The following is a 24,634-nucleotide window of genomic DNA, read 5'->3' as shown; positions in this document are numbered from 1 at the left end:
AAAATTCTCTGTATTGTTTCTATGATAACACAAATTCTTATTTTTTAAGCACATGACAAATTTTTAGAAAAACCTTTCTATTTCATCCGAAAAAACCTTTAAAATAGATCTAGCTCTTTTCGAACATAACAAATTGGGGAAAGCTAATGAAAAGAAAAGGAGCGATTTGATGAAAGGTGATAAACACTATTTTATTGGAATCAACGTGCCTGTATCTATTGCACATCAGGCAGAAAATTGGGCAAAGGAATTAATACCTTTTCCCTTCAAACAATGGACATACCCTGACGACTATCATATAACGCTACAATTTTTAGGGTTTTTAGATGACAAAAAGGAAAAGCTGATTACCCGCTTAAAAGAAGTAGCCTCCCGTCATTCAAGTTTTTCACTGCAGACAGGTCAGTACGATGTGTTCGGTGCGTATAACAAGCCTAGAGTGCTTTATGTAAGCCTTAGGCCAAATGATAAGCTTATGAATCTGCAAAGGGATATACAGGCCGTATGGGAAGATCTAAGCGGCTTATACGAAAAACGTCCTTATCGTCCTCATATTACGATTGCAAAGAAGTGGGGAGGGGAAGCCGGACTTTTGGAAGAACAGTTAAAGCAAACGTCGATTGAAGAACAGTTTCAAGTAAGTTCGTTTGCCCTTTTTGAAGTTCATCCTGCTAGCAAACCTAAATATAAAAAAATACTATCTTTTTCCTTGCAGTCACAGTAGCATATGAACATACAAGCATGGAGAGAGGTTATTTAAAAATCACTCTTATCAAAGGAAAGAAAACGCCGATGATAATAGAGAAATCATCGGCGAACAAAGTTTTAGAGGAATTTTAATTAGGGGATTGATGTAAACGTGGCGCAGCTACTTAAGGTGCAAGATTATATTTCCCGTTATGAAAAAGACGTTTATCACTACACGTCTCAGTTTAATCACTTAAAAAAGCATAATTGGAAGAAAGCAAAGCAATTATTTGAAGAAGGGCTATTACATGAGCCGCCTGTACAAGAAGAAACAAAAGCTCAACGTTCATTTTTGCAAAAAGCAAAAGAGCGGTTTACAAGAAAAAAAGAAACGTGTGAAGTGGAAGAAGCGTTCTCTAGCGATAGCGTGGAAAATCAAGAGCTATTGAGGTTTACAACTCTTCCACAAACAGCCGAAGACTTGAAAATATTGTTTTTAGAAAATGTATTTGATCTTCAAATGAAATGGGCTACATCCACTTTATTTGAGTTCTCACAAGCAGATCGTAAATATTACCATGATGAAGCTCTCCGTTATTTTATTCAGCGCTTTCCTGATACGTGTCTCGTGATGTACAAGCCTGTTTTCCTGATTAATAAAGCTCCGGTAGAAGGAGATATCATTATTGTTACTCCAACGGAAACCCTCTGTATTTGTTTAATAGAAACATATAAAAGCGCTGTTTTTCAGTATTCAAAAGAAAATTTTTGGACAGAGTTAAGAGGAGGAGATCAAAAAAAGATATTAAATCCTTTAATTGGGTTAAATCGAACGGAGCAAATTGTCCGAAGCATCTATCGTACTCACGATATTGAACATAATGTAAAGAAAATATTACTGAGCAGAAATGGATACATTGATTACGCTGCGGAGCCTTATCAGGTTGAATTTGTAGATGCTAGAAAGTACGAAGAGTGGTTTTATGAACTTAGGAAATCTAAAGCACCTTTAAAGTTTAAGCAGATGAAAGCAGCTCAAGTATTGCTCGAACACAGCCAGAGTATTTATTTTGACCAGGAATTCGAAGCAGGTGAATAATACGAACATTCACGCTATGAAAGTGCTTTCGTTTTTGCGTTTGCTACATATAATGCTACTAAAGAGGTAATTGGCATAAGGAGGAGAAAGGATGACTGGTGATAATAAGTTTCAAGCTTATTTAGATCAAATAGATCGTATTACTCTTTTAGTTCCAACTTCTTATCATGAAGGTCAAATTGATTTTTTTGTGATTAAAAGTACACAAATGCATGAGGCCATCTCTATTGAAAACGTACATGAATTAGAAGGTTTTATCAAATATGAAGGCAAGGTTGAAGGTAGCATAGAAATTGGACAGTCGTACGTTATCTGTGATAATTACGGGGAGAAAGTTCCGCTGCAAGTAGGGGCTGTTATACGAACCAAAGAGTTTGATGAGAGATTTTATTATAATCAAAATGATTTGGGTGCAGCATTTTATTCGGATCATATTATGATAAAAATTTGGGCCCCGACTGCATCAGCAGTGGTTTTAAAATTAATACATGCAAACAGCGGGAAAGAAGAACTGTACGTTATGGCTCGTCAAAGAAAAGGCGTATGGGAAAAAGAACTTCCCTTAGATAAAGAAGGGTATTATTATCGATTTTTAATAGATGTAAACGGCCGGACAAATGAAGCGGTGGATCCTTATGCCGTTGCAGCTACAGCAAATAGTGAATACGGAGTTCTGATAAATCTTCATACAGCCTATGTTCATCTCCATGAAAAGCCACCTTTCCTTCAGCCAACGGATGCCGTTATTTACGAAATGCACGTTCGAGACTTTTCTATTCATCCTTCAAGCGGGATAGAAAAAAAGGGCACGTACCTAGCTGTTACTGAATCAAGCGGGCAGCCAGGCAAAACAACAGGTCTTCATTATTTAAAAGAGCTAGGAGTGACCCACCTTGAATTTCTTCCTATTAACGACTTTGGCGGAGTAGATGAATTAAATCCTCATGCTTCTTATAATTGGGGGTATAATCCATTGTTGTTTAATGTACCAGAAGGAAGCTACTCCGCTGACCCTTCAAATCCCGCCACTCGTATTGCTGAAGTGAAACAATTAATATCAACACTTCATCAACAGGGATTCCGTGTTATTATAGATGTAGTTTATAATCACGTATTTGTACGAGAGGAATCACCTTTTGAAAAAATTGTTCCGGGCTATTATTTTCGACATGATGAGTTTGGGATGCCTTCGAACGGGACGGGAGTAGGAAATGATTTTGCTTCTGAACGGAAAATGGCGCAAAAGTTTATTATCGATTCAGTATTATTTTGGATAAAAGAGTACGACGTTGATGGGTTTCGCTTTGACCTCATGGGGATTTTAGATATAGAAACGATGAACATCATTCGGGGAAAAATAAATGAAATTGATTCTACTATTTTGGTGTTTGGCGAAGGCTGGGATTTAAATACTCCTCTCCCCTACAATCAAAAAGCAATTATGGCGAATGCCCGCCAAACGCCTCAAATCGGCTATTTTAATGATCGCTTTCGAGATTCTGTAAAAGGAAGCACGTTTGATGTATATGAAAAAGGTTTTATCAGCGGAAATATTCATCAAAAAGAGACCGTGCAATCTGTGATAGCGGGGAGCATTCTGGATAAAGAAGACAGCCGGGCTTTATTTATAAATCCAGCACAATCAGTTAATTACGTTGAATCACATGATAATCATACGCTGTGGGATAAGTTAACGAATTCAAATGGAGAAGAAGACGAAGACACTCGCAGAAGTCGTCACCGCCTTGCTACTGCTATTGTACTTCTTTCGCAAGGCATACCGTTTCTTCATAGTGGTCAAGAGTTTTACCGCACTAAACAAGGCGTAGAGAACAGCTATAATTCACCCGATGATATTAATGCACTTGATTGGAATCGACGGATCAAATTTTCTCCTGATGTGAATTGGGTTCAAGAGCTGATTCGTATTCGCAAACAGCACGGTGCATTTCGGTTGGGAGATGCTTCAGCGATTAGGCAGCATGTCTCTTTCCTAAACACGCCGCAGTCCGTTATTGGCTATTGCTTATCAAACGTATTGGCTTACGGTCCGTGGAAGAATATTATCGTGTTTTTTAATCAAGGCCTAATGGAAGAAAAAGTAGTTTTGCCAGAAGGACCATGGAAAATAGCACTTGATCATTGTAAAGTATATAAAAATGGGTATCCTACTATAGAGGATAATGCTATAAACGTTTCAAAGCTTAGCGTTCTTATTTTATTTCAAACGTAATTATTGTCTTCAACCACTTGACGAAAAAAGTGTGATGGAGATAATATTTATAAAGGATGGCTATTGATACATATCCTCAATAGCCGTCTTTTTTATTTACTAAGAAAATAACGTCATGATGTCTTAATAGATTGCTTTATTGAGTGAAATTTTTAAACGAAATGTGTGTGTTGAAATTGAAGGTGAATTGGTTGGAAGATATATTAGGAAGCGAATGGGAAATTACTCCTGCTGGCGGAGCGACAGGAGAAGCTTATTTTGCAAAATTTCAAGACCGAAAGCTTTTTTTAAAGCGTAATTCATCACCTTTTTTAGCAGTATTGTCAGCTGAAGGAATTGTACCGAAGCTCGTGTGGACAAGACGAATGGAAAATGGAGATGTGATCACAGCTCAGCACTGGCTAGATGGTCGAGAATTAAAACCAAAAGATATGAATTCGAGTCGAGTGACAGAATTGCTTAGTAAAATTCATCATTCAAACGAGTTATTAGATATGTTGAAAAGGTTGGGGAAAACACCGCTTCTTCCCGAAGACGTGCTAGCCGATATTGTAGAGAATGTGGACGAGCGACTTCAAAAAGAAAGTATTGTAGAGCAGGGAATCAGTTATTTACAAGCAGAGCTTCCGTCCGTTCAGACTGATAAATATGTTGTGTGTCACTGTGATGTGAACCACAATAACTGGATGCTTGGAGAGAATACGCAGTTATATTTAATCGACTGGGACGGAGCGATGATTGCAGATCCTGCTATTGATTTAGGTTTATTGCTTTATTGGTACATCAATCCATCTCAGTGGGAAGAATGGCTTGAGCATTATGGGGTTGAACTAACCGAGAACTTGAAAAAGAGAATGAAGTGGTATGTGATAAGTCAAACCATTTTATTCATTGAATGGCATCGTTCGAAAAATGAACATTCTGAAATGAATTACTGGCTTGAATATCTTCGGATGTTGCTCGTCAACGACATTCAAGCACAGTAGCAAAGATTATGACAAGGTAGATAGTTCTTGGACCCATTGTGATAAATTTTGTTGATTGGTTTGAATATGTTCGTCTAAATGAGCAGCACTTTTTGCATCTTGCGTGTATTTATACACGTTTTGTAGTGTTGCTTGTACGTCTGTGCTAGCGTATCCTTTTGCTAACATTGATTGAATTAAACGTTCAACCTGTTCACATTCCGCAACCGTTCCGCAGCAATCACTTTGATGATTAGATAAAATATCTTTTAATATATTCATTTGGTGTTCGGCATTTAAAGGCATTAAGCATCATCCTTTCTCGTATGATGCTCTTATTTTTTTCTATCTAAACACAATTATGCATGAGAATGTCGGTTGTTTCGAATAACCGACATTTTCAATGCGTCAAAATACATTAAAGAGGTGCAACATGAGATTACGAAACAAACCTTGGGCAAAAGATAAAATTGCTGAAAACCCCCAATACGTAGTTCCAAACCCAGCAGAGTATAAAGGGAACTGGAAAGAGGTTTTTGGAAACGAAAATCCTCTTCATATTGAAGTAGGAACAGGAAAAGGCCAATTTTTAGTAGGGATGGCTAAACAAAATCCGCATATCAACTATATTGGAATTGAAATGTATGAAAGTGTCATTTTAAGTGCTCTAGAACGATTGATTGAAGAAGAGCTTCCAAATTTAAAGCTGTTGAATGTAGATGCTAACCATCTTAGTGAGTTTTTTGCAAAAAATGACGTGGATCGCGTTTATCTCAATTTCTCTGATCCATGGCCAAAAAAGAGACATGCCAAACGCCGTTTAACATACAAAACGTTCTTAAGCATGTATGAAAACCTGCTGGTTGATGGTGGGGAAATTCACTTTAAAACAGATAATCAAGGGCTATTTGAATATTCATTGACAAGCTTTTCAGAATATGGGCTTCTTCTCAAATACATTAGCTTAGATTTGCATAAAAGCGATTTTGAAGGCAATGTTATGACGGAATATGAAGAGAAATTTTCACAAAAAGGCAGCCGCATTTACCGCTGTGAAGTAAAATACCTGAACGAAAAAGACTGAGTTCCTCAGTCTTTTTTTGTTCAAAAAGAGAAGGAGATAGTGATAAAATAAAAAGGAATATAATGGAGGTGTAAAATGGAAACGTTAACAATAGGCGAATTAAAAGTGACATGGCTTCGTGGAGGGAATAATCATTTAGACGGAGGAGCAATGTTTGGTGTTGTTCCAAAAGAGCTTTGGACAAAAAAATATCCTATCTCAGAAGGAAATCGAATTCCAATGAGGACTGATCCTTTGCTCGTTCAAACTGAAAAACACCTCATGTTAATTGATGCAGGCATAGGGAATGGTATGTTGGATGAGAAAAAAAAGCGTCATTTTGGTGTAACAGAAGAATCATTTATTGCTGAAGATTTACAAAAGTTAGGGTTTACGTGCGAAGATATTACTCATGTCATTATGACGCATCTTCACTTTGATCATGTGTCAGGCTTAACAAAATGTAGCAACGGACATTTTTCCTCTGCTTTTCCAAATGCAAGAATTTTTGTTAGTGAAATCGAGTGGAATGAAATGAGAAATCCTAATATACGTTCTAAAAATACGTATTGGAAACAAAATTGGGAATTTATTCAGCATCAAGTAATAACATTTAGCGACAAAGATGAAATTGTGCCTGGAGTAACGGTTCATCATACCGGCGGTCACAGCGATGGTCATGCTGTAGTTATATTAAAAGGAAACAATGACATCTTAGTGCATATGGGCGATCTTTTGCCAACACATGCACATCAAAATGTCTTATGGGTAATGGCATATGATGATTATCCAATGACTTCGATTGAACAAAAGCAGCAGTGGCTAGCTTATGCCTATGAGAATCAAGCTTGGCTAAGTTTTTATCATGATGCTTTTTATCGAGCTGTAAAATGGGATAATAAAGGAGAAATAGTTGACGAAATTAAACGGATGCATTCAGCGTCAATTCAATAATAGCACCGCTTTTTTTATCAATGAAAAACTCGTAATGTTCCTGTTTTGCATCATGTGTTCTGATAATTCCACCTGTATAACCATAAAAAGAGAGACCATGTTTTTGAATGACTTTAGTCGTTGTTTCAATCCATGAGCCGTCGATTGCCCCATTTTGTTTGAAAGCGCTTTTAACAATCGTAAGGGCTTCCGATGAGGAAATTGACGACTTTCTTTTTTGAATAATATAAGCGCTTGCAAATCCGACTGCAGCTCCTGCTATTAGTTGAGTCCATTTCACGTTATTCACCTGCTTTTTAAGGATATGTTTTCATCATTATATCAAATTGTCGAATGCTTTGTTAAGTTGAGTCATAGAAGAGAAGGACGGAACTAGCAACTATTTCCGGTTTTCGATACAATAAAGAAAATGATACATAAAGGAGAGTATATATGAACAATGAAACGCTATCTCTATTTAAAACATTAACGGAGTTACCAGGTGCCGCTGGAAACGAACATCAAGTACGTTCATTTATGCGCTCGCAAATTGAACCCCTTGTAGATGAAGTCATTCAAGATGGGTTAGGAAGTTTATTCGGCGTTCGCTATAATGAAGAAAAAGGTCCTAAAGTAATGGTAGCGGGACATATGGACGAAGTAGGATTTATGGTTACGTCTGTAACAGATAAAGGAATGCTTCGTTTTCAAACTCTAGGAGGATGGTGGAGTCAAGTACTGCTAGCTCAACGCGTCCATGTTGTTACAAAAAAAGGTCCTATCACCGGCGTAATTGCTTCCATCCCTCCCCATTTATTAGACGAATCACAGCGCAACAAGCCAATGGCCATTAAAAATATGATGATTGATGTGGGCGCAGATAACAAGCAGGAAGTAGCAGAAATGGGCATTCGTCCTGGCGATCAAATTGTACCGATTTGTCCGTTTACGCCAATGGCAAATGAAAAGAAAATACTGGCGAAAGCATGGGATAACCGCTATGGGTGCGGACTTGCGATTGAATTATTAAAAGAAGTAAAAAATGAAAAATTGCCAAATATCTTATATTCTGGAGCTACTGTGCAAGAAGAAGTAGGGCTTCGCGGTGCTCAATCAGCTGCGAATATGATTAAACCGGATTTGTTTTATGCACTAGATGCTAGTCCAGCTAACGATACATCAGGCGATAAAAATGCGTTTGGACAATTAGGAAAAGGCGTATTACTTCGTATCTTTGACCGTACGATGGTCACACATAGAGGAATGAGAGAATTTATTTTAGATACAGCTGAGACAAACAGCATCCCTTATCAATACTTTGTTTCTCCAGGAGGTACGGATGCAGGGCGCGTTCATACTTCTAATAATGGAGTTCCTTCTGCGGTAATCGGCGTATGTTCACGTTATATTCATACTCATGCGTCTATGATTCATGTAGATGACTATGCAGCCGCAAAAGAATTACTAGTCAAACTTGTACGTTCTACAGACCAAACAACGCTCGATACGATTAAGCAAAACGGATAAAAAAGAACAAAGCAGCTGCTTTTGCGGTTGCTTTGTTTCATAATGACAGGAGAAAAAAATGAAAATTGCAATCGGAACGAAGAATCCAACAAAAGTAAATGCAGTAAAAAAAGTATTTGGAGATACTTTTACATATGTAGAGGTAGCCGTGCAGTCCGGGGTGTCGCCACAGCCTTTTTCTGATGAAGAAACCATCCAAGGAGCGGTTAACCGCGCGCGTGCTGCTGTCAAAGAGACAGGTGCTGATATTGGCATTGGGCTTGAAGGAGGGGTGCAGGAAACGCCTCATGGCTTATTCCTTTGCAATTGGGGAAGTCTTGTTACCTCTAAGGACCTTGAACCGATTTTAGGTGGAGGGGCTCGTATTCGGCTTCCTGAAGCGGTAGCCGGTATGCTTCGTCATGATAAAAAAGAATTAGCCGAAGCTATGGAAGTGTATACAAACCAAAAGAATATTCGGAAAAAAGAAGGAGCAATCGGTATTTTTACCAACGGAAATTTAGATCGGACCGCTATGTTTTATCAGGTTGTTTTAATGCTAAAAGGACAGCTGGATTTTAGGACAAATCAAGCTGTTCAATAGGAAATTTCTTTGTAACCCTTTATAATAGAAAAGCATCAGTGTATGATAGTTGCAACAACTCATATACTATGTTTTGATGTAGAAGGATTAAATAATGTATAGGGCTTTAGCCGTTTAAATACGAAAGTAAAAGAAAAAGTGGAGGAAAGAAAAATGGAAAAAATGCAAACAATTGAACAATACAAAGAAATCATTAAAGAAGGAAAACATATCATGATGTTTTCAGCAGACTGGTGCCCAGATTGCCGAGTAATCGAGCCTGTGCTTCCAGAAATTGAGGCGAATCATAGCGAGTATACATTTCACTATGTCGACCGCGACGACTTTATCGATCTTTGTGCAGAATTAAGCATCTTTGGAATTCCAAGCTTTGTTGGTTACAGCAACGGAGAAGAAACAGGGCGCTTTGTCAGCAAAGACCGTAAAACAAAAGAAGAAATTGAAGAGTTTATTAACGGCTTAAATGCATAAATCAAGTGAAGACTGATAGCGATCTACAGCTATCAGTCTTCATACATAAAAATAAGAAAAGGAGGCGTAAATATGGCGAAAATGAATAGTCAAAAGATGAGAAAGCTACTAGAAGAGCGATTAACGGGTGCGGATTGGTCATTTTTATTTGATCGTGAAAAAGATACGCTCCGCGTTGAACATCAGGAAACGAAAAAAGGTGTAACCATTTCTTTACCTGGGCTAATTGCAAAATGGGAAGAAAAAAAGGAAGCGGCTCTAGATGAAATGGTATATTATATAAAAGAAGCTCTTCGTGTTATGAACGATGAACAGCAGGTAACGGGAAAAGAAAAGCGCATTTATCCAGTTATTCGATCAACGTCTTTTCCAGATAAATCGAATGAAGACGTGCCGTTGATTTATGATGAACATACAGCTGAAACACGCATTTATTATGCGCTTGATTTAGGCAATACATATCGTCTATTAGATGAGAAACTAATTCGTAAGGAAAGTTTAGATCTATCCTCAGTACGGGAAATGGCTAAATTTAATCTTCGCTCTTTGCCGATTTCACATAAAAAAGATACGGTAGCAGGCAATGACTTTTATTTTGTAAATCAGAACGATGGATACGATGCAAGCCGAATTCTTAACGAGGCATTTTTGCAAGATTTTGCTTCTAATGTTTCGGGCACAATGGCTGTAGCAGTACCTCATCAAGATGTGCTGATTCTAGCTGATATCCAAAACGAAACGGGTTATGATATTCTTGCGCAAATGACCATGAGCTTTTTTGCAAGTGGACGTGTACCCATCACAGCTCTTTCATTTTTATACGAAAACGGTGAGCTAGAACCTATTTTTATTCTAGGAAAAAATCGCAGTAAAGGACGGGACTAATTATGAATCTTTTTTACAATAAAGAAGGTATCGGCGATACGTTAATCGTCAAGCTAGAAGATATCGCAATTGAAAATCGCACGTTTGAAACAAAGGGCGACGTTGTGCGTATCTTTGATCAAAAATCAAATACAACAGCTGGCTATAACATCTTTCATGCTTCTTCTAAGTTAAAAGTAGAGGGAAATGGTTCTCTTGAATTAACAGAAGAAATGGTGGAAGAAGTAAATCGTGTACTTAGCGAAAGCGGTTTTGAAGGTAAACTTGAAGTGGATTTATCTCCTAAATTTGTAGTGGGATATGTTCAAGAAAAAGAAAAGCATCCAAATGCAGATAAGCTGAACATCTGTAAAGTAGATGTTGGCACAGAAACACTTCAAATTGTGTGTGGAGCACCAAATGTAGACGCAGGTCAAAAAGTCGTGGTAGCAAAAGTAGGAGCGGTTATGCCAAGTGGTATGATCATTAAAGATGCAGAGCTGCGCGGTGTACCTTCTTCAGGTATGATTTGCTCTGCTAAAGAGCTGGCACTTCCGAACGCTCCTCAAGAAAAAGGGATTTTAGTACTTGAAGACAAATATGAAGTAGGTCAACCTTTTCAAGCATAAAAGCAGAGGGCCATACTGATTTATAGGGCAAAAGCATGATGTTTTTTTACACGTATATTTCAAAGCGTTACAGTTGCTGAAAAGCAATTGTCAATTCTTAAAAAGGTTTGATAAAATTAAAAGCCACTAGTATATACTAGTGGCTTTTTTCGCGTTTAATTATGAGTGCTAACTAGACGCGAAAAAATATTTTTGCAAAGAGGAATTTTACTGTATAAATAAGGGAAGCAAAATAGTAGATTTTATAGTAAGAGTTCAAGCATACGTGATAGAATAATAAATGAAAAGATAGTATATATATCCATCTCAGAGAATACTTTGAGGCCAAAGGTAAATAAAGGATGCATGGATAGCTTTTTGTAGATATCGCAGCACTGCGATATAAGAGGCTAAACGAAGTAAGATAGTCTGATAGAAAGAGTGATAAAAATGGGTTTTGTACGAAAAGTAATGGATTATTTACTAGGATACGAAGTGAAAGAAATCGTTGTAGACGAACATGGAAATACAACGGAAGAATACCCTTTAAATAGAGAAAAAACAATTCCTAAAAAGAAGGCTCCTAAGCATAAACAAATGCAGTCAGTTCATCAAAAGCCAGTGATGAAAGCAGCGTCAAAACCTTCTGTTCCACACTCGGCCAGAACGCAAAAGCGGAGTTACAGTGAAGAGCAGCAAGATGTTCATACAAAAGTAGCTTATCAATATCCAAAAGGAACGTTTCGTTTTCCTTTAATTGATGATACGGGAGAAGCAAAAAAGGCAGCAGCTCCTAAAAATGAACCAAGGCCTGTAGCAAAAAAGGCACCGGCTCCGTTTTATCAAGAGCCTGTTCGCAAGTCGGCGCTAACGCAGCCTAAGTCAGTATCTCAGCCGTTAAAAACGGTATCTGAAAAGAAAGAAGCGGTTCCGCAAGTAAGAAAACGTCCGTTTCGTCCGACTGAAATTCCTTCACCTGTCTATGGGTTTAATAAGCGGCCTTCTAATTCTAATGTTGTACAAAATGGAAGTGAGGAAGTAGTAGAATATGAGCTTCCGAGTACACAGTTATCAAAAGCAGCGTTCGAAGATGAAATTTACCGACGAGCGATGAATACAGCTGTTGTAGAGCCGTTAAGAAAACCAGTTTCTAAGCCTATAGCCGAAGAAGCACCGATTCAAGAAACAGAAGAAATGATGCAACTGTCTTCTCAGCGTTTTGCTCAGTGGAAGCAATATGAGGAAAATCAAAAAGAGAAGCTATCATTTCCTGAAGAAAAGCCAAGTTCTTCAGTAGCCGTAAAAGAACAGGAAGAGGTGCCAACTTTTGAAGAATCACACGCGGTCGAACCGTTAGTGGGACAAGAGAGAACTCTTGACTGGGATTTAGCGAAAGGTATGACAGCGGCCGAAGAAGTTCCAATTTCAGAGGAACCGCGCCCGTCTGAACCATCAGTTTCTCTCCAACAAGAGATAGGAAATGAGACTGAAGAAGTAGAAGCAGAAACGTTGATGGACGGAAGCGCAGTGTTTTTACAAGCAGCAGAAGAAGTAGAAGCGCTAAAGCCTAGAAAGAAAGAAGAAGCTCCAGCTGCTGAGAAAGAAAGTGAAGTCATTCTAGAAGAGCCAGCAAACAGTGTTCATATGGAAGCAGAACATGAGCTGAATTCTGAAAGTTTAAATTCATCGCAACCCGCAGCTGATGAATGGCAACCACAAGCGGCATCGGCTGTTGTTCACCAAGAGCTTGAAAATTCGGTGATAAAAGAGGAAGAGAGCAGTATGCAGGAAAGTCAAAAGTTACAAGAACAAGTACAGCAAGAGTCAGATGTAGAACCTCTTGTACCTGCAGAACAGCCTGGAAATGCTGAACGAGCTCGCGGTAAGCGATTAGTGCCTTTTAACGTGATGATGCTGAAAAAAGACCGTACAAAGATGAATAACAGCGCTCAAGAAAAAAGTCAGCCGTCTCAAGGTTCATACCAAAGGCAGGAGGCAGGAGCTCTGCAAAAAAAAACGGAAGTAAGTAGGCAAGAAGAAGTTCACGGTGAACAAACCAAAGAAGCGGTTCCGCAGGCTTCGTTAAAAGCTGAAGAACCTGTAAATGTAAAGGCTTCTTCTCCTTATGCATTTCCTGAAATGAACTTGCTTAACATTCCTCCAGCTGCTATTGAAGAAGATAATCAATGGGCGGATGAGCAGCGTGAGCTTTTGGATATGACATTAAAAAACTTTAACGTTCGAGCTAAGGTCGTAAACGTCACGCAAGGTCCTACCGTGACCAGATTTGAAGTACATCCTGAACCCGGTGTGAAAGTGAACAAAATTACGAATTTAACAGATGATATTAAACTGAGCCTAGCCGCGCGTGATATCCGAATTGAAGCGCCAATTCCAGGGAAAAATACGATTGGAATTGAAGTGCCAAATCGTCAAAGTAAGCCGGTGTTAATTCGTGAAATTTTGAGGCATCCTTCTTTTAGAAAAGATAACTCTCCTTTAACGGTGGCGTTAGGGTTAGATATTTCAGGAACGCCGGTTGTGACTGACTTGAATAAAATGCCTCACGGTTTGATTGCCGGAGCGACAGGGTCTGGTAAAAGCGTGTGTATTAATACTATTATCGTCAGCTTGCTTTATAAAGCTGCGCCACACGAAGTCAAGCTTATGTTAATTGACCCTAAAATGGTTGAGCTAGCTCCTTACAACGGTATTCCGCATTTAGTCAGCCCGGTTATCACGGATGCTAAAGCAGCTACTACAGCTTTAAAATGGGCAGTAGAGGAAATGGAGCGCCGTTATGAATTGTTTGCACATGCGGGTGTACGTGATATTACAAAATACAACGAACGTGTAAAAGAACATAATGAAAAAAGCGGGGAGCTGCCATATCTAGTTATTATTATTGATGAACTTGCCGACTTAATGATGGTATCTCCTGGAGAAGTAGAGGAAGCTATTTGCCGTATTGCACAAAAAGCAAGAGCGTGTGGCATTCACTTATTGCTTGCAACGCAGCGTCCTTCCGTAGATGTGATTACAGGCTTAATTAAAGCGAATGTGCCAACGCGTATTGCATTTTCTGTTTCTTCGCAAGTTGATTCACGTACAATTATCGACACAGGGGGAGCAGAAAAGCTACTAGGTAAAGGTGATATGCTGCTTCTTGAAAACGGCTCTTCTAAAAGCGTTCGAATTCAAGGGAACTTTGTTTCAGATGAAGAAATTGACCGCGTTGTAGATCATGTCAAAAAACAAATGAAGCCAACATACTTATTTGATCAAGAAGATTTGTTGAAAAAGCAGCAAAGCTTTGCTTCAAATGAAGAAGATGAGCTTTTTTATGAAGCATGCGAGTTTGTGCTAGATCAAGGCGGTGCATCTACTTCCAGTCTGCAAAGACGCTTCAGAATGGGGTACAATCGCGCAGCGCGCCTAATTGATATGATGGAGCAGCAAGGAATTATTTCAGAAGCAAGAGGAAGCAAGCCGAGAGATGTGCTCATTACCGAAAACGAGCTTCAGGAAATGGAAAGTCAAACAGCCGCTTCTACATTTTAAGCTGTTTTTCTACTTGTAGGTTAAAAAAGAGGCTATGCAAGATCAGCAGGATACAGCATTGTGTGAGCTAACGCTCTGTCACTGTCTCCGTCGCCTCTTTTTTTCCTGCTTTAAGTTCGTTTATACAGAATTTGAGTAGAGATTTTGGAAGAAATCCATGAAGAAAAAAAGGAAAAGGTTTGTCAGAACTAGTAAAATGATTTACTATATGTAAGGATAATGTGTGTGTTGCTTTTTTAGCATGTGATAGTTTGCTATCATTTCTCACCAGCAGAAACATATGAGCTGAAGGCGTTTAAAGAGGACAACCCAAAATAATTAGAGTACGAGTGAAGAGTAATGACAGAAGAAAATCATGAACTGATTAACTTTAATGAAATTCGTGAACAAAAGCAGCTTCAGTCTGATAATGCTATTTGCGACTTTTACAATCAATATTTCTTTTTTGTGAACCGCTATACGAATATACGAGAAAAAGTGCGGGCTTCACATTTATTTAAAGAGTTAGTAAACTTGCCTCATGAGGCGCCTCTGTCTGATTCCCATGAACAATTATTTTTTCAGTGGTTTGCATTTGAATATGTAACCATTCAGGGGAAAACCCTGCTGCAGCTTTTTTTAGCTGATCAGGCGAAGCAGAAAACAGAGTCGTTTTTGATTCAAGGAGCCTTTTTTTTGACGAGTGTACTAGAGCCAATTATTGTGTCTAAAGTACCTAATTCGTTTTTCTTAAAAGGATATACCCCATTGACAAATGAGCAGGTTATCATCAAAGATGTAAGAGGAAGATTTGCAAATTTAGAGGAACAACAAGTAATTTGGATTCGAAAAATAAAATCAATCGGATATGACGTGTTAATTGACTCTTTCTTTTTAGGACATAAACAACGCATTGAACAGTTAGTAACGCAATATAATGACAAAAAAAATGCAATGCCATGGCGCTCTTTTTTAAAACAGCAGGCTATATACTATGTGATGAAGCCAAAATAAAAGGCCGTTTCGCAAGGGAAGAGAGTAGAAATGGAGTCATGGAGTTATGTTATAAGAAGTGAAATAATGTACGAATGTTATCGTGAAATCAGCAATCAAACGACATTTATATACGTTTGTAAGAGCAATTCTAGATAACCGTCATATACTGTCTTACAGATAGACGAATGTTGGAGGTTCTTTATATGACAGTTTACCATTTTGTAGGTATTAAAGGAACAGGAATGAGTGCACTTGCGCAAATCCTAAACGATATGGGCTTTCAAGTTCAAGGATCGGATATTGAAAAAGAAATTTTTACGCAAAAAGCACTAGAACAGCAGGGAATTCCTGTTTTACCATTTGATAAAAATAATATTAAAGACGGCATGACTGTAATCGCAGGAAATGCTTTTCCTGATACGCATGAAGAAATTGCAGAAGCAGCTTCAAAAGAAGGAGTCAAGCTTGTACGCTATCACCGTTTCTTAGGTGACTTTATGAAACAGTATACGAGTGTAGCCGTAACAGGAGCACACGGAAAAACATCCACAACGGGTATGTTAGCGCATGTGATTCAAGGAGCTGAACCTACTTCATATTTAATTGGAGACGGTACGGGTAAAGGTGTAAAAGACAGCAAGTATTTTGCGTTTGAGGCATGTGAGTATCGTCGCCACTTCTTATCTTATACGCCAGACTATGCAATTATGACGAATATTGATTTTGATCACCCTGATTATTTTGCCAATATCGACGATGTATTCAGCGCGTTCCAAGAGATGGCACTTCAAGTCAAAAAAGGAATTATTGCCTGTGGTGACGATGAACATCTGCAGCAAATTCAAGCGAAGGTACCTGTTCTTTATTACGGATTAGGCGAAGAAAATGATTTCCAAGCACGTAATATCGTAAAAAGCACAACAGGCACAACATTTGATGTGTTCGTTCGTAATACATTCCACGCATCATTTGAAATTCCAGGGTATGGCGACCATAACATCTTAAATGCACTTTCTGTTATTGCACTTTGTCATTATGAAGAAATTGACGTTGCTGTGCTGCAAGAGCGTTTTAAAACATACCAAGGTGTAAAGCGTCGTTTCAGTGAAAAGAACGTTGGCAAACAAGTGCTAATCGATGATTATGCACACCATCCAACGGAAATTAATGCAACGATTTCAGCTGCTCGTCAAAAGTATCCAAACCGTGAAGTTGTGGCTGTTTTCCAACCGCATACTTTTACGCGTACACAAACGTTCTTAGAGGACTTTGCAGCAAGCTTACAGCACGCTGATAAAGTATATCTATGTGACATTTTTGGATCAGCTCGTGAGCATCAAGGTAAATTATCAATTGAAGATTTACGAAGCAAAATCAGCGGAGCTGAATTAATTAATGAAGAAACAATTGAATCGTTAAAAGACCATAATGAAGCTGTATTAGTATTTATGGGTGCTGGAGACATTCAAAAGTTTGAAAAACTATATCAGCAAACCGTATCATAAAAAAAGGCACTCAGGAGAGTGCCTTTTTTTTATTTCAAAACTCATTTTAAATTTTCAGGATTTAACGCTTTTAATTCCTCAATGACAAATAGCCCGTCTTTACGAATTAACACGTCATCGAAATAAATCTCACCGCCGCCGTATTCTGGGCGCTGAATCATCACCATATCCCAGTGAATATTTGACTTATTTCCATTATACGCATCTTCGTAGCACTCGCCAGGAGTGAAGTGGAAACTTCCGTCAATTTTTTCATCAAATAAAATGTCTTGCATTGGATGTTGAATATATGGATTTACGCCAATCGCAAATTCCCCAACAAAACGTGCGCCTTCATCCGTATCAAAAATGCCGTTGATGCGTTCTGTATCATTAGCAGTTGCTTCAACAATCTTACCGTTTTTAAATGTTAAGGATACATTCTCAAACGTAAAGCCTTGATAGTTAGAAGGAGTGTTGTAAGAAATTGTTCCGTTTACAGAATCACGTACAGGAGCCGTGTATACTTCACCGTCCGGAATATTCATTTCCCCGGCACACTTCACTGCAGGAATATCTTTAATAGAGAACGTTAAGTCTGTATTCTCACCTGTTAAACGCACTTTGTCCGTACGGTTCATGAGCTCAACTAAAGCATCCATCGCTTTGCTCATTTTGCCATAGTCTAAGTTACATACATCAAAATAAAAATCTTCAAATGCTTCTGTACTCATTTTAGCAAGCTGCGCCATTGAATCGTTTGGATAGCGAAGAACAACCCATTTTGTTTTTGGAACGCGAATTTCTCTATGTACTTTTTTACCGATCGTATTCCCTTGGATTTTCATTTTATCTGCTGGAACATCTGATTGTTCAAAAATGTTTGAACCAGAACGCAAGCCAATATAAGCATTCATTTCTTTCATCACATTTGCTTCGAAGTCTGCCATCATATTGAACTGCTCTTCTTGTGCACCGTTTAAAAGAGCTCGATCTACCGAATGATCTTTTAGCAGTACAAACGGATAGCCACCCGCCTTGTAGGCTTCATCTACAAGTGCTGTCACAAGTTCGCGCTGAAGTCCAAAGTTTTCGATTAATACTTTTTCTCCTTTTTGAAGGCGAACAGAATAATTAATTAAATTTTTAGCTAATGTGGAAATTCTAGGGTCTTTCATAAATAGTGCCTCCTTAAAATAACAATGATTGGTGATTCACTTTCTATTGTACCCCACTGAGCTTATTTTGTTTGTTTTTATGCTTTAAAATCCTTTTTTTCTTTAGGAAGGGAAATAACTTATATATCGCGAAATAATGTAGCAATCTTCCCTTTTTCTGAATAAAAGCAGAGAGAATATGGTAAAGTTAAAGAGTCTATAGGGAATAGAAGGTTTAATTGTTTATAAAATTGGGAAAGTAGTTATAACAAGAGAGAAGAAAATAGGAGGTGCCTTGCACAGATGGTTATTATTCTTTATTTAAGCGCTGCTATTGTTGCCATTGCGATTTTTTACCTGGTGGTTTCCGTGTCCAAAACATTGAAATCCGTTCAGCACACATTAAATTCAGTGGCAGGTACTTTAGACGGTGTAGAAAAGCAAATGACAGGAATCACAGCCGAAACAACTGCACTTTTACATAAGACTAATCTGTTAGCTGAAGATATTCAGCGCAAATCCGAAGCGTTGAACACAGTGGTGGATTCTGTTAAAGGTGTAGGTGACTCAATCCAAGACCTAAATAAGTCTATTAAAAGCGTATCATCAAGCGTTTCAGAGAAAGTAGAAGAAAATAAAGAAACTGTTGCTCAAGTCGTTCAATGGAGCAATGTTGCATTAGACGTATGGGAACGTATAAAATTAAGAAAACAGAAAAAAGTTGAAGCAGAGCCTGTACCTGTTGAAGTAAAAGAAAAAGCGGTTCAACGCTCACGCTCATTTTCATAAGAATGAACTTTAAAGGAGGAGACGCATATGTCAAACAAACCAAATAAACCAAACAACACTTCAAATAAAGGCTTTTTAGTAGGAACAGTGATTGGAGGAGTTGTAGGAGCTGCAACGGCATTACTACTTGCTCCAAAATCAGGTAAAGAGTTCCGTTCTGATTTAAATGAGCAGGCAGCTTACGTTCGTTTAAAAACAGAGCAAGCGAAAAACAGCGCTGTTGAAAAAGGACAAGGGTTTGCTCAAACGGCTAAAGAAAAAACGGCTGGTTTATCACAAACACTGTCTGAGCAATCTTCACAAGTAGTGGACAAGGTGAAAAACTTCCGTAAAGTAGATCCTGAACACGAAGCATTACCGCCAACAAGCTTAGAAGTGCTTGCTGATGAAGTTGAGTCTCAAAGCAACGAAGACGTTCAGCAGAAGCTAACAGAAGCTCAAAAAGCACTAGATGAAGTGGAAAGTACAGTGCCACGACCATAATAAAGAATCAAAAGCGTTTACCCTATAGGGTGAACGCTTTTTTTTGTATGTAATTTAGGTTGGATAACAACAAGTAAATAATCGTTTCATTGCAGGAAAAAACTCTACCTTATAAATGAATTTATTAGCATCATATATAAAGCTGAGCACTCTTTTTGTATGGAAACGGTCAAACCATGTAAACTTAAGAGTAAGTATAGAAAGGGTGAAAAAATGAAAAAAATTTCAACAGTTGAAGAGTTCGAACAAGTTGTAAAGGAAAACAATCGCTTTTTATTTTTAAAACACAGCACAACGTGTCCAATTAGTGCAGCTGGTCATGAGGCATTTTCAGTATTTGCTTCTAGTCATGAAGACATTCCTTCTTATTATCTTCATGTTCAAGATTCACGTGATGTATCTAACTATATCTCTGAGACGTATGAAGTGAAGCATGAATCACCTCAAGCGCTTCTGTTTGAAGATGGAAAAGTGAAGTGGCATGCTTCTCACTGGAACATTAACGAAGACGAATTAGCGAAAAACGTAGCTCACTAATCGAAAAAGTATTGTAGTAAAAGAAAAATCCGAACATTAATCGTTCGGATTTTTTCATTGGCAGGGTGAACGTAGGTTTACTGCATGGAGCTGCTTCTAGCGGTTGATTGGAGGGCAAGACGAAGACTCCTGCGGGAAAAGCGAAACAGGTGAGACCCCGTAGGAGCGTAAGCGATGAGGAGGCTCAGCGTCCGCCCGCGGAAAGCGAAGTCTTGCACGGAAATCAACAGCGGTATGACAAGCAATCCATAATAAATTGTTTATCCCATTTGTTCGCCTTTAGATTGGAGCGATTTAGCTATGCCTCAATCTCTTTTTTTATAAGCTGATTGCGGTTTCATCCGCTTTTTCGTACAATAGATGTAGTTTAGCACATAAAAGCAGAGAAGCCCCTTACATATATCCTCCATCATCTATCATCTTATGTAGTAACCCTGCTAAACGGATTTTTTAAAATCAGTGAAAGGGTGGACGTACATGACGAATTCAGATCTTCAGCATTTGCGATCTCAAATTGACGAAGTAAATATGAAACTGTTAAAGCTTATTAATGAGCGAGGCGAGCTTGTTCAAGAAATAGGAAAGTTAAAAGGAATGCAGTCAACCAAACGGTTTGATCCCGTTCGTGAACGAGCAATGCTTGATGCGATTTTAAGCAAGAATGAAGGACCGTTTCAAACGTCTACGCTTCAACATATTTTCAAAGAGATTTTCAAAGCTCATTTAGAGCTTCAAGAAGATGATCATCGTAAAGCACTTCTTGTATCCCGTAAAAAGAAGCCGGAAAATACAATTGTTACGGTAAAAGGAGAAACAATTGGTGACGGACTTCAGCGTTTTGTAGCAGGACCTTGTTCCGTTGAAAGCTATGAGCAAGTAGCAGCCGTAGCAAAAGCCGTGCAGCAGCAGGGCGTGCGGATGCTTAGAGGCGGAGCCTACAAGCCAAGAACATCTCCTTATGATTTTCAAGGCCTTGGCTTAGAAGGATTGCAAATTTTAAAAAGAGTAGCTGACGAATACGATTTAGCCGTTATTAGTGAAATTGTCGATCCCGCTGATATTGAAACAGCTGTAGAATACGTAGATGTGATTCAAATTGGTGCTCGTAATATGCAAAATTTTGAGCTGTTAAAAGAAGCGGGTGCGGTGAAGAAGCCTGTCTTATTAAAGCGAGGCTTAGCCGCTACGATTGATGAGTTTATTAATGCTGCTGAATACATTGTTTCAAAAGGAAATGATCAGCTGATTTTGTGTGAACGAGGAATTCGTACGTATGAGCGAGCAACGCGAAATACGCTGGATATTTCAGCTGTTCCCATTTTAAAACAAGAAACTCATTTACCTGTTTTAGTCGACGTCACGCATTCAACGGGAAGAAGAGATTTATTTGTTCCAACGGCTAAAGCGGCTCTTGCCATTGGTGCAGATGGAATTATGGCAGAAGTTCATCCAGATCCTGCGGTAGCACTTTCAGACTCAGCTCAGCAAATGGATATCCCGCAATTTACAGAATTTATGAAGCAGCTAAAACCTATATGTAACTTAAATTTATAAAAAAACGTAAAAATGAAAAATTCGTATACTTTTATGACAAGTTTGAGGCACTTAATGGTTTCAAGCTTGTTTGCCTTTCGTTATAATAAAGATAAGCGAAATTATCACGTATTTTGAAAACAGTCGATAACTTTTGTCAAAATAGGAAAGAATAAGTGCAAATCCAAAAAACAAGAATTTATGAAATTCTCGTGAAACTTGTCGGAAAAAGGCGGTAAATACGTTGCGATGAAGCACATAGTATCGTATAGTAGTTACAGATATTCGCTATCATTCTGTGATTGCATATGATATAAATTCGCGATTCACTTTTTTTATTTACTTAATATACACCGTCTTTTACATTGTTACATATAAACTGGTAAAATTGTCTTTGCCACGTAATAATAAGGGCATAACAGGAATGATTTAGATGCATACAGGGTATCTAAGCTGTATGTAAGAGTGAAGGAGCTAGAAATAGCCATTCTATAAAGGAAGATGGATTTATATACGTAAATACAAGAAATGAAATAAGGATAAAATAAACGAAATGTTTTTCGATAAGGAGTGTTTGTTGTGAACGTAACAATTTATGATGTAGCAAGGGAAGCAAGCGTGTCGATGGCAACAGTTTCTCGTGTGGTAAACGGAAATCCAAATGTAAAACCATCAACTAGAAAAAAAGTATTAGAAACAATTGAAAGACTAGGCTATCGTCCCAACGCAGTAGCGCGTGGATTAGCAAGTAAAAAAACAACGACAGTAGGAGTTATCATTCCTGATATTTCAAATATTTTTTATGCAGAATTAGCGCGTGGAATCGAAGATATTGCAACGATGTACAAATATAATATCATCTTAAGTAACTCCGATCAAAATCAAGATAAAGAACTTCACCTTTTAAATAACATGCTTGGTAAACAAGTAGACGGAATCATCTTCATGAGTGGGAATGTAACGGAAGAACACGTAGAAGAGCTAAAAAAATCACCGGTTCCAGTTGTACTTGCAGCATCAATCGAATCAACTAACCAAATCCCATCTGTAACTATTGATTATGAACAAGCAGCTTTTGATGCAGTGCAATCACTAATTGACAGCGGTCATAAAAATATTGCATTCGTTTCAGGTACGTTAGAAGAACCAATCAACCATGCAAAAAAAGTAAAAGGGTACAAGCGTGCTCTTACTGAAAGCGGATTGCCTGTACGTGATTCTTATATTGTAGAAGGAGACTACACGTACGATTCAGGTATTGAAGCGGTTGAAAAACTACTAGAAGAAGATGAAAAGCCAACTGCTATTTTCGTTGGAACGGATGAAATGGCATTAGGCGTTATTCACGGGGCACAAGATCGCGGGTTGAATGTACCAAACGATTTAGAAGTTATCGGTTTTGATAACACAAGACTTTCAACAATGGTTCGTCCTCAGTTAACATCTGTTGTACAGCCAATGTATGATATTGGTGCAGTAGCGATGCGTCTCTTAACAAAATACATGAACAAAGAAACGGTAGACAGCAGCATTGTACAGCTTCCTCACCGCATCGAGTTCAGACAATCAACAAAATAATACCTGTGAATGAATAAGAACGAATCCAAAGTTCAGACACGGGGAGATAGAATATGAAAAAAATTGATATGCTCACACCTATAGGGATACTAATTGGTATCTCTATGGTTGTGTTTGGGGTTATTTCAAGTGGAGGAATGAGCGGTTTTTTAGCTTTTATTCATGTACCATCGATTTTAATTGTACTGGGAGGCGTTTTTGGTACGCTGTGCGTGAGCTTTCCTTTAAAACAATTAAAAAATATGGGAAGAGTAGGGAAACAAGCGTTTCAATCTAAAGAAATAAACGTAGAAGAAATTGTAGGAACATTTGTACATTTATCGGAAAAAGCGCGTCGAGAAGGACTTCTATCGTTAGAAGCAGAGCTTGAACAAATCGATGATTCATTTGTGAAAAAAGGTATTTTGCTAGCCATTGATGGAGTAGAACCGGAAATGATTCGAGAGCTGCTTGAAGCTGAAATAGCTGCAGTGGAAGAAAGACATGCGAGAGGTCGAAGTATGTTTGAAAAAGCAGGCGATTATGCCCCCGCTTGGGGAATGATTGGGACGCTCGTTGGGCTAGTGCTAATGCTTAAAAGCCTTAATACCCCTTCATCGCTTGGGCCTAACATGGCAATTGCTCTTTTAACGACTTTCTACGGGGCGCTGCTTTCAAACTTGTTTTTTCAGCCAATCGCAGCTAAATTAGCTGGTAAAACGGAGCATGAGCTTTTTGTTAAAGAAGTGATTATTGAAGGTGTCATCGGCTTGCAGGCGGGTCAAAATTCCCGCTTTGTGCAAGCAAAGCTAAAAGTATTTGCCCCTGTTGAAAAACGAAAGCTGGAAGAAAAGAGAGAGCACGTTCGTGAAGCGTAGAAGAAAAAGGTATTCGCCACAGCCACCAAAATGGATGATAACATTTGCTGATTTGGTGACGTTAATATTAGTTTTTTTTATTTTACTATTTTCAATGTCTAGCGTTGATAATCAAAAGTTTCAGACCGTTGTCAATTCACTTACAAGCGGTGGCTCATTAGCTTCTGTAGAAAAGAGCCAGCAGTCTCAAAAGCTGGATAACATTTTAGCGAAAGTGCAGGATTACCTGAAGGAAAATAAGCTTCAGAATGTCATTACTGCTAAGCGAGATGAACGCGGAGTTGTGCTTATTTTACAAGAACAGGTGCTGTTTGAAACAGGACAAGCAGACATTTTGAAAAAAGGTACTCCTTTTCTGGATGAATTAGGAAGGTTATTCAGTACTATTCCAAATGATATTAAAGTAGAAGGTCATACCGACAATCGACCCATTCACACCTATCGTTATCCATCTAATTGGGAACTATCGGCAGCGCGTGCTAGCGGCGTCATACGTTATTTAACGAACCATTTTTCTCTTTCTGCTAACCGCTTTGAAGCACTTGGATACGGAGATACAAAGCCGCTTGTTCCGAACACGTCTAATAGCAATCTACAAAAAAATAGACGCGTTGAAATTATTATTTCAGATCCCGAAGCACAGTGAA

General features: G+C 38.4%; 24 protein-coding genes. 21 read left to right on the top strand and 3 right to left on the bottom strand.

The window, feature by feature from the left end:
* Window positions 1-169 precede the first annotated feature (169 nt).
* From thpR to ACN6NE_RS08775, 4 genes are all read left to right on the top strand, one after another.
* Complete coding sequence (gene thpR, locus ACN6NE_RS08790; RefSeq protein WP_097824696.1) at window positions 170-724, top strand: RNA 2',3'-cyclic phosphodiesterase; 555 nt, start codon at window positions 170-172, stop codon at window positions 722-724.
* Between the two features lie 135 nt (window positions 725-859).
* Entirely contained in the window at window positions 860-1,786 is a 927-nt protein-coding gene (locus ACN6NE_RS08785; RefSeq protein ID WP_474325164.1) for a hypothetical protein, read from the top strand.
* Between the two features lie 91 nt (window positions 1,787-1,877).
* Window positions 1,878-4,019 carry a type I pullulanase gene (pulA, locus tag ACN6NE_RS08780; RefSeq protein WP_129705089.1) on the top strand — a complete coding sequence of 714 codons (2,142 nt, stop codon included), beginning with the start codon at window positions 1,878-1,880 and terminating at the stop codon, window positions 4,017-4,019.
* A gap of 191 nt (window positions 4,020-4,210) precedes the next feature.
* Complete coding sequence (locus ACN6NE_RS08775; RefSeq protein WP_028410490.1) at window positions 4,211-5,005, top strand: phosphotransferase family protein; 795 nt, start codon at window positions 4,211-4,213, stop codon at window positions 5,003-5,005.
* A 6-nt stretch (window positions 5,006-5,011) separates the two neighbouring features.
* On the opposite strand, the gene ACN6NE_RS08770 is transcribed toward ACN6NE_RS08775, so the two are convergent.
* On the bottom strand, window positions 5,012-5,290 hold the full coding sequence (locus ACN6NE_RS08770; protein ID WP_013059510.1) for a YtzH-like family protein: 279 nt from the start codon (window positions 5,288-5,290) through the stop codon (window positions 5,012-5,014).
* 127 nt (window positions 5,291-5,417) lie between these two features.
* Between ACN6NE_RS08770 and trmB the strand changes: the two genes are divergently transcribed.
* Together trmB and ACN6NE_RS08760 are read left to right on the top strand one after the other, a co-directional pair.
* The gene (trmB, locus tag ACN6NE_RS08765) at window positions 5,418-6,068 is read left to right on the top strand and encodes a tRNA (guanosine(46)-N7)-methyltransferase TrmB (protein WP_013059509.1); all 651 of its coding nucleotides are present in this window, start codon (window positions 5,418-5,420) and stop codon (window positions 6,066-6,068) included.
* Between the two features lie 75 nt (window positions 6,069-6,143).
* Complete coding sequence (locus ACN6NE_RS08760) at window positions 6,144-7,001, top strand: YtnP family quorum-quenching lactonase (RefSeq protein WP_129705087.1); 858 nt, start codon at window positions 6,144-6,146, stop codon at window positions 6,999-7,001.
* On the opposite strand, the gene ACN6NE_RS08755 is transcribed toward ACN6NE_RS08760, so the two are convergent.
* A complete protein-coding gene (locus ACN6NE_RS08755; protein ID WP_129705085.1) occupies window positions 6,970-7,281 on the bottom strand; it encodes a PepSY domain-containing protein in 312 nt (103 codons plus the stop codon). The two genes, ACN6NE_RS08760 and ACN6NE_RS08755, sit on opposite strands and share 32 nt — an antisense overlap.
* A gap of 152 nt (window positions 7,282-7,433) precedes the next feature.
* On the opposite strand from ACN6NE_RS08755, the gene ACN6NE_RS08750 reads away from it, so the two are divergent.
* From ACN6NE_RS08750 to murC, 8 genes are all read left to right on the top strand, one after another.
* Window positions 7,434-8,507 (top strand): M42 family metallopeptidase, encoded by a 1,074-nt coding sequence (locus ACN6NE_RS08750; RefSeq protein WP_129705083.1) that lies wholly within the window; start codon window positions 7,434-7,436, stop codon window positions 8,505-8,507.
* A 58-nt stretch (window positions 8,508-8,565) separates the two neighbouring features.
* Window positions 8,566-9,090 (top strand): DUF84 family protein, encoded by a 525-nt coding sequence (locus ACN6NE_RS08745; protein WP_016765749.1) that lies wholly within the window; start codon window positions 8,566-8,568, stop codon window positions 9,088-9,090.
* A gap of 153 nt (window positions 9,091-9,243) precedes the next feature.
* On the top strand, window positions 9,244-9,561 hold the full coding sequence (locus tag ACN6NE_RS08740) for a thioredoxin family protein (RefSeq protein WP_013059504.1): 318 nt from the start codon (window positions 9,244-9,246) through the stop codon (window positions 9,559-9,561).
* Between the two features lie 72 nt (window positions 9,562-9,633).
* Window positions 9,634-10,446 (top strand): DUF1444 domain-containing protein, encoded by an 813-nt coding sequence (locus ACN6NE_RS08735; protein WP_129705081.1) that lies wholly within the window; start codon window positions 9,634-9,636, stop codon window positions 10,444-10,446.
* A 2-nt stretch (window positions 10,447-10,448) separates the two neighbouring features.
* Window positions 10,449-11,054: a YtpR family tRNA-binding protein gene (ytpR, locus tag ACN6NE_RS08730; protein WP_013085234.1), complete on the top strand. Its 606-nt coding sequence runs from the start codon at window positions 10,449-10,451 to the stop codon at window positions 11,052-11,054.
* Window positions 11,055-11,483: 429 nt separating this feature from the next.
* Window positions 11,484-14,594, top strand: a complete 3,111-nt coding sequence (locus tag ACN6NE_RS08725) for a DNA translocase FtsK (RefSeq protein ID WP_474325161.1) — start codon at window positions 11,484-11,486, stop codon at window positions 14,592-14,594.
* 339 nt (window positions 14,595-14,933) lie between these two features.
* Window positions 14,934-15,587 carry a nicotinate phosphoribosyltransferase gene (locus ACN6NE_RS08720; protein ID WP_129705077.1) on the top strand — a complete coding sequence of 218 codons (654 nt, stop codon included), beginning with the start codon at window positions 14,934-14,936 and terminating at the stop codon, window positions 15,585-15,587.
* A 185-nt stretch (window positions 15,588-15,772) separates the two neighbouring features.
* Window positions 15,773-17,074 (top strand): UDP-N-acetylmuramate--L-alanine ligase, encoded by a 1,302-nt coding sequence (gene murC / locus ACN6NE_RS08715; RefSeq protein WP_013059499.1) that lies wholly within the window; start codon window positions 15,773-15,775, stop codon window positions 17,072-17,074.
* A 41-nt stretch (window positions 17,075-17,115) separates the two neighbouring features.
* On the opposite strand, the gene ACN6NE_RS08710 is transcribed toward murC, so the two are convergent.
* Window positions 17,116-18,231 carry an aminopeptidase gene (locus tag ACN6NE_RS08710; protein WP_057244958.1) on the bottom strand — a complete coding sequence of 372 codons (1,116 nt, stop codon included), beginning with the start codon at window positions 18,229-18,231 and terminating at the stop codon, window positions 17,116-17,118.
* 282 nt (window positions 18,232-18,513) lie between these two features.
* Here ACN6NE_RS08710 and ACN6NE_RS08705 point away from each other — a divergent pair, with 282 nt between their 5' ends.
* The 7 genes from ACN6NE_RS08705 to motS all read left to right on the top strand — a co-directional run bounded on the left by ACN6NE_RS08705 (window position 18,514) and on the right by motS (window position 24,633).
* Entirely contained in the window at window positions 18,514-18,999 is a 486-nt protein-coding gene (locus ACN6NE_RS08705) for a DUF948 domain-containing protein (RefSeq protein WP_013085231.1), read from the top strand.
* 27 nt (window positions 19,000-19,026) lie between these two features.
* Window positions 19,027-19,482 carry a YtxH domain-containing protein gene (locus tag ACN6NE_RS08700; protein ID WP_013059496.1) on the top strand — a complete coding sequence of 152 codons (456 nt, stop codon included), beginning with the start codon at window positions 19,027-19,029 and terminating at the stop codon, window positions 19,480-19,482.
* Window positions 19,483-19,695: 213 nt separating this feature from the next.
* The gene (ytxJ, locus tag ACN6NE_RS08695) at window positions 19,696-20,019 is read left to right on the top strand and encodes a bacillithiol system redox-active protein YtxJ (RefSeq protein ID WP_129705075.1); all 324 of its coding nucleotides are present in this window, start codon (window positions 19,696-19,698) and stop codon (window positions 20,017-20,019) included.
* 477 nt (window positions 20,020-20,496) lie between these two features.
* On the top strand, window positions 20,497-21,573 hold the full coding sequence (locus ACN6NE_RS08690) for a bifunctional 3-deoxy-7-phosphoheptulonate synthase/chorismate mutase (protein WP_474325158.1): 1,077 nt from the start codon (window positions 20,497-20,499) through the stop codon (window positions 21,571-21,573).
* A 558-nt stretch (window positions 21,574-22,131) separates the two neighbouring features.
* A complete protein-coding gene (gene ccpA, locus ACN6NE_RS08685; protein WP_013059493.1) occupies window positions 22,132-23,130 on the top strand; it encodes a catabolite control protein A in 999 nt (332 codons plus the stop codon).
* 53 nt (window positions 23,131-23,183) lie between these two features.
* Window positions 23,184-23,987, top strand: coding sequence for a flagellar motor protein MotP (gene motP, locus ACN6NE_RS08680; RefSeq protein ID WP_129705071.1), 804 nt, complete (start codon window positions 23,184-23,186; stop codon window positions 23,985-23,987).
* A complete protein-coding gene (gene motS / locus ACN6NE_RS08675) occupies window positions 23,977-24,633 on the top strand; it encodes a flagellar motor protein MotS (RefSeq protein WP_129705069.1) in 657 nt (218 codons plus the stop codon). Before motP ends, motS begins: the two co-directional genes overlap by 11 nt.
* Window position 24,634 lies beyond the last annotated feature (1 nt).

The sequence above is a fragment of the Priestia sp. 53B2 genome, assembly GCF_056099005.1.
Note: the sequence above shows the minus strand (reverse complement) of the source record. Positions and strands in the feature narration are given on the sequence as shown.

What these genes read in the sequence shown, in the direction of transcription:
- ACN6NE_RS08705 (WP_013085231.1), top strand. Translation starts at nt 18,514, where the DNA reads ATGGTTATTATTCTTTATTTAAGCGCTGCTATTGTTGCCATTGCGATT.
- ytpR (WP_013085234.1), top strand. Translation starts at nt 10,449, where the DNA reads ATGAATCTTTTTTACAATAAAGAAGGTATCGGCGATACGTTAATCGTC.
- pulA (WP_129705089.1), top strand. Translation starts at nt 1,878, where the DNA reads ATGACTGGTGATAATAAGTTTCAAGCTTATTTAGATCAAATAGATCGT.
- murC (WP_013059499.1), top strand. Translation starts at nt 15,773, where the DNA reads ATGACAGTTTACCATTTTGTAGGTATTAAAGGAACAGGAATGAGTGCA.
- ACN6NE_RS08740 (WP_013059504.1), top strand. Translation starts at nt 9,244, where the DNA reads ATGGAAAAAATGCAAACAATTGAACAATACAAAGAAATCATTAAAGAA.
- thpR (WP_097824696.1), top strand. Translation starts at nt 170, where the DNA reads ATGAAAGGTGATAAACACTATTTTATTGGAATCAACGTGCCTGTATCT.
- ACN6NE_RS08710 (WP_057244958.1), bottom strand. Translation starts at nt 18,231, where the DNA reads ATGAAAGACCCTAGAATTTCCACATTAGCTAAAAATTTAATTAATTAT.
- ACN6NE_RS08745 (WP_016765749.1), top strand. Translation starts at nt 8,566, where the DNA reads ATGAAAATTGCAATCGGAACGAAGAATCCAACAAAAGTAAATGCAGTA.
- motP (WP_129705071.1), top strand. Translation starts at nt 23,184, where the DNA reads ATGAAAAAAATTGATATGCTCACACCTATAGGGATACTAATTGGTATC.
- ACN6NE_RS08760 (WP_129705087.1), top strand. Translation starts at nt 6,144, where the DNA reads ATGGAAACGTTAACAATAGGCGAATTAAAAGTGACATGGCTTCGTGGA.
- ACN6NE_RS08725 (WP_474325161.1), top strand. Translation starts at nt 11,484, where the DNA reads ATGGGTTTTGTACGAAAAGTAATGGATTATTTACTAGGATACGAAGTG.
- ACN6NE_RS08750 (WP_129705083.1), top strand. Translation starts at nt 7,434, where the DNA reads ATGAACAATGAAACGCTATCTCTATTTAAAACATTAACGGAGTTACCA.
- ytxJ (WP_129705075.1), top strand. Translation starts at nt 19,696, where the DNA reads ATGAAAAAAATTTCAACAGTTGAAGAGTTCGAACAAGTTGTAAAGGAA.
- ACN6NE_RS08700 (WP_013059496.1), top strand. Translation starts at nt 19,027, where the DNA reads ATGTCAAACAAACCAAATAAACCAAACAACACTTCAAATAAAGGCTTT.
- trmB (WP_013059509.1), top strand. Translation starts at nt 5,418, where the DNA reads ATGAGATTACGAAACAAACCTTGGGCAAAAGATAAAATTGCTGAAAAC.
- ACN6NE_RS08690 (WP_474325158.1), top strand. Translation starts at nt 20,497, where the DNA reads ATGACGAATTCAGATCTTCAGCATTTGCGATCTCAAATTGACGAAGTA.
- ACN6NE_RS08720 (WP_129705077.1), top strand. Translation starts at nt 14,934, where the DNA reads ATGACAGAAGAAAATCATGAACTGATTAACTTTAATGAAATTCGTGAA.
- ACN6NE_RS08770 (WP_013059510.1), bottom strand. Translation starts at nt 5,290, where the DNA reads ATGCCTTTAAATGCCGAACACCAAATGAATATATTAAAAGATATTTTA.
- ACN6NE_RS08735 (WP_129705081.1), top strand. Translation starts at nt 9,634, where the DNA reads ATGGCGAAAATGAATAGTCAAAAGATGAGAAAGCTACTAGAAGAGCGA.